This window comes from Streptomyces sp. WAC06614, from assembly GCF_003949795.1.
In the GTDB taxonomy this organism is placed as follows: domain Bacteria; phylum Actinomycetota; class Actinomycetes; order Streptomycetales; family Streptomycetaceae; genus Streptomyces.
The window spans coordinates 1-4,430 of the sequence record NZ_RPRY01000458.1; the positions used below are offsets into that span (position 1 = coordinate 1).

Annotated in this window: 3 protein-coding genes; 2 read left to right on the forward strand and 1 reads right to left on the reverse strand. The window is 73.0% G+C overall.

Features of this window, described 5'->3' with window-relative positions:
• The coding region (locus tag EF918_RS33055) for an amino acid adenylation domain-containing protein (RefSeq protein WP_185922035.1) at positions 1–2,358 on the forward strand (2,358 nt) is incomplete at its 5' end.
• Between the two features lie 5 nt (positions 2,359–2,363).
• Here EF918_RS33055 and EF918_RS33060 read toward each other — a convergent pair.
• Positions 2,364–2,906 (reverse strand): hypothetical protein, encoded by a 543-nt coding sequence (locus tag EF918_RS33060; protein ID WP_125652588.1) that lies wholly within the window; start codon positions 2,904–2,906, stop codon positions 2,364–2,366.
• A 146-nt stretch (positions 2,907–3,052) separates the two neighbouring features.
• Here EF918_RS33060 and EF918_RS33065 point away from each other — a divergent pair.
• The coding region (locus EF918_RS33065; RefSeq protein WP_260610918.1) for a condensation domain-containing protein at positions 3,053–4,430 on the forward strand (1,378 nt) is incomplete at its 3' end.

Here is a 4,430-nt window from a genome sequence, read left to right on the forward strand (position 1 = left end):
GACCGGGCCGGGTCCCCCAGCCCCCACTCCAGGACCGGCCGGCGGCCGGTCCTGGAGTGGGGGCTGGGGGACCCGGCCCGGTCCGGACGCACGGCCGAGGTCGCCCTGCCCGAGCTGCCCGGCGACCCGGCGGTGCTCGCCGCCGCCACCGCCCTGGTGCTGGCCCGGTACGGCGCCGGTGAGGCCGTGGACGAGAGCCAGGACGCGGCGGCCCTCACCGCCCGCTGGGCCGCGTACGACGGCAGCCTGCTCGACCTCGCCGGGATCGGCCTCCTCGTCGACGAGGAACGCCCCGGACTGCGCCGCCTGACCCACCTCGCGCCCGTCCTGCCCGGCGTGCTGCACCTGACCCGGCGCGCCGACGCGACGGCGTACGGCGTCTTCCGCTACGACCGTGGCGACCTCGACGCGACCGTCGCCGAGCGGTTCGCCGCCCATGTCGCCCACGTCGCCGCGCAGCTCGCGACCGACCCGGCCCGCCCGCTGGAGCACGTCGAACTCCTCACCGCCGAAGAGACCCGCCAGGTGCTGGCCCTCGGCGTCACCCCGGCCACCGGCAGCCCCGAAGCGGCCGCCCGCACCCTCGACGGCCTCTTCGCCGACGTCGTACGGGCCCGCCCGGACGCCGTCGCCCTGACCGCCGGGGACACCCACCTCACCTACGCCGAACTCGACGCCCGGGCCGAGCGCACCGCCGCCGGACTGCGCGCCCTCGGGGTGCCCCCCGGCGCCATGGTGGGGGTCGCCCTGGAGCGCGACGCCGACCTCGTGGTCACCCTCCTCGGCGTCCTCAAGGCGGGCTGCGCCTACGTCCCCATGGACCTGCGCTATCCGGCCGAGCGACTGCGCTACACCGTCGAGAACGCCGGCGCCACCGTCGTCGTCGGCACCGGCGAAGGCTTCCCCGAACTGGCCGGCGTCCAGGTGGTCACCCCCGACGCGCTGCGGAGCCTGGCCGGGGACGCCCCCCTGCCCGCGCGCCCCGAGGACGGCACGGCGCCCGCCTACGTCATCTACACCTCCGGCTCCACCGGCCGCCCCAAGGGCGTCGTCGTCCCGCACCGCAACGTCGCCGCCCTCATCGAGGCGACCCGTGAGGACTTCCGGCTCGGCGCCGACGACGTGTGGACCCTCTTCCACTCCAGCGCCTTCGACTTCTCCGTCTGGGAGATCTGGGGCTGCCTGCTGACCGGCGGGCGCCTGGTCGTCGTCGACTACTGGACCACCCGCGACACCGAGCTGTTCCACGCGCTGCTGGTCCGCGAGGGCGTCACCGTCCTCAACCAGACCCCGTCCGCCTTCGCCCAGGTGGTCGAGGCCGACCGGCACGCCCCCGCCGACGCGCTCGCGGTCCGCCTGGTCGTCTTCGGCGGGGAGCCGCTCGACGTGCGGATGCTCGCCGCCTGGTTCGCCCGGCACTCCCACACCGCGTGCCGCCTGGTGAACATGTTCGGCATCACCGAGACCACCGTGCACGTCACCGCCCACACGGTCACCCCCGCGGACGTCCTCGCCGCCGGCCGCAAGGTCGGTCCCGCCCTGCCCGGCTGGACCCTGTCGGTGCGCGACCCGCGCGGGCGGCTGCTGCCGGTCGGCGTGCCGGGCGAGATCTGCGTCGGCGGCGCCGGTGTCGCCGACCGGTACCTGGGCCAGCCGGAGCTGACCGCCCAGAAGTTCGTCACCGACCCCTACGGCGGCGGCCGCATCTACCGCAGCGGTGACCGCGGCCGGCTGCGCCCCGACGGCAGCCTGGACCACCTCGGCCGGCTCGACAGCCAGGTCAAGGTGCGCGGCCACCGCATCGAGCTGGACGAGATCCGCAACGTGCTGCTCAGCCACCCCGACGTGGCGGCCGCCGCCACCGTCCTCGGGCACGACGTCCCCGGGGACCCCGCCACCGCCCGGATCGACGCCTACGTCGCCCTGCGCGGCCCGGCGGCCCTCGCCGACGTCCTCGCCCACGCCCGCGGGGTGCTGCCCGCCTACATGGTCCCCGCCTCACTGACCGAGGTGCCCGCCATCCCGCTGACCATCAACGGCAAGGTGGACACCGCCGCCCTGCCCGCGCCCGCCGCCGGCCGCGCCCCGGCGACGGCGGACGGACCGGACGCGGCCGGGGCGGGCGGCCCGGAGCAGGACCCGCTCACCGAGCAGATCCTGAAGGTCTGGGGACACGCCCTGCACTGCGAGGTCACCCCGAAGGACAACTTCTTCGAGCTCGGCGGCAATTCCCTGCTGGTCATCCGGGTACTCCGGGAAATGCGGGACCAGGGCCTGCCGAAGGTCTCCACGCAAGACTTCTACCGCAACTCGACGGCAGGCCGGTTCATCGAACTCGTCCGGGACGCGCAGAAGTAGGACCGTTACCGCTTCGCGGGCATGTCGACCCGGCGCTTGACGGCGGACAGGAAAGAGAGACGGACGATTCCGCTTGGAATCCGGATCGCTTTCCAGTACCGCCCGAAACGGCGCCGGGTCGCTTCGTCCGTGGCGAGGATCCGGGTCTCCGTCGAGAGAATTCCGTTTGCGTACCGCATCGTGAACACGGCCTTCGTGCAGCCGGGCTCCGCGTACGGTGCGAACACCTCGGCCATGGGCCGCTCCAGGGTCAGCGGCCCCTCCTGGGAGCTGATCCCGCCGTACACCAGCTCGTCGTCGGACAGCTCCAGCACGGTCTCCCCGCCCTTGGCGAAGTCGTCCATCACCCGCCCGTCCGCCGACAGCGTGCTCCGGGTGAACCGGAACAGGAAACGGGCCACCGGCGCCTCCCGCCAGGTCATCTCGCGGGCCGCCCGCATCACCTCGTCGCGCGGAGCGTCCACGGCTATCCAGTGGCGTTCCCGAAAATGCCATTCCGGCATGTAGCGATCGACGAGCGTACGTTCCGCATCCATCTTCTTCGGCATGCGCCGACGCTAGCACGCGGCGGGCGGCCCACCAGGGCGTGGCAGCTTTTTGCAACGACCGTTGTCGCGGCCGAAACCCCGCTGTTAGACAGGGACTTCGATCCACGTTTTTCGTCGTTCCGTCGATGTATTGAGGGTGAGTGGCTGTGTCCGATGTTCGGGGTGTCCTGCTGCCGCTGACCGCCGCCCAGTCGGGTGTCTGGTACGCGCAGCAGCTGAATCCGCAGAACACGATCTTCAACACCGGTGAATTCCTCGAAATCGACGGACCGGTGGACGCGACCGCCCTCCAGCAGGCCCTGCGCCAGGTCGTGGAGGAGGCGGAGACCCTGCGGCTGCGCTTCCACGAGGGCGACAGCGGCCCCGTCGCCCGGATCGTGCCGGCGGCGGACCTGGACTGGTCCCTGCACGTCGTCGACGTCAGTGACGCCCCCAACCCGATGGCGGCCGCCCGCGCCTGGATGGCCGAGGACTTCGCCCGCCCCCTGGACACCGAACACGACCAGCTCTTCCTCTTCGCCCTCTTCAAGGTCGCCGAGGACCGCCACCTGTGGCTGCACCGCTACCACCACCTGCTGGTCGACGGCTTCACCGTCAACATGGTCGCGCAGCGCACCGCCGCCGTGTACTCCGCCCTCGTCGCCGGTGAGCCGGTGCCGGCCACCGGTTTCGCCCCCCTCGCCCAGCTCCTCGACGAGAAGGCCGCCTACCGCGACTCCGAGCGCTTCGGCACCGACCGCGCGTACTGGATCGACCGGCTCAAGGAATGCCCCGAGCCGATCAGCCTCTCCGGCGAGCAGCCCTCGCTGGCCCGCTCCCTGGCCCGCCGCACCGCCCGCCTCGGCCGGACCGAGACCGGGCGGCTGCGCACCCTCGCCTCCGACGCCGCGGTCACCTGGCCGCCCGCGCTCATCGCCGCCGTCGCCCTGTGGCTCCAGCGCCTGACCGGCGCCCCCGAGGTGGTCCTCGGCCTGCCCGTGTCCACCCGCCTCGGCAAGAACGCCCGCAGCGTCCCCGGCATGGTCTCCAACGTGCTGCCGCTGCGCATCGCCGTCAAGCCCGGCAGCACCGTCGAGGAGCTGCTGACCCAGGTCTCCGCCGAGATGCGGGCCGCGATGAAGCACCAGCGCTACCAGTTCGAGGACCTGCGCCGCGACCTCGGCATGCTCGCCGACGACCGCCGCCTGGTCGGGCCGCACGTCAACATCATGATGTTCGACTACGACCTGCGCTTCGCCGGCCACACGGCGCGCCCCCACAACCTGTCCATCGGCCCCGCCGACGACATCTCCTTCATCGTCTACGACCGCGGCACCTCCTCCGGGCTCCAGATCGACTTCGACGCCAACCCGGAGCTGTACGCCGACGAGGACCTGCGCGCCTACCAGCTCACCTTCCTCGACTTCCTGCACCGCCTCGGCAGCACCGCGCTCGACGCCCGCGTGGACTCGATCGAGCTGGACACCTCCGCCCTGCCCGAGCGCCTGCGCACCGCCCCCGCCGCCCCGGCCGCCGTCGCCGACC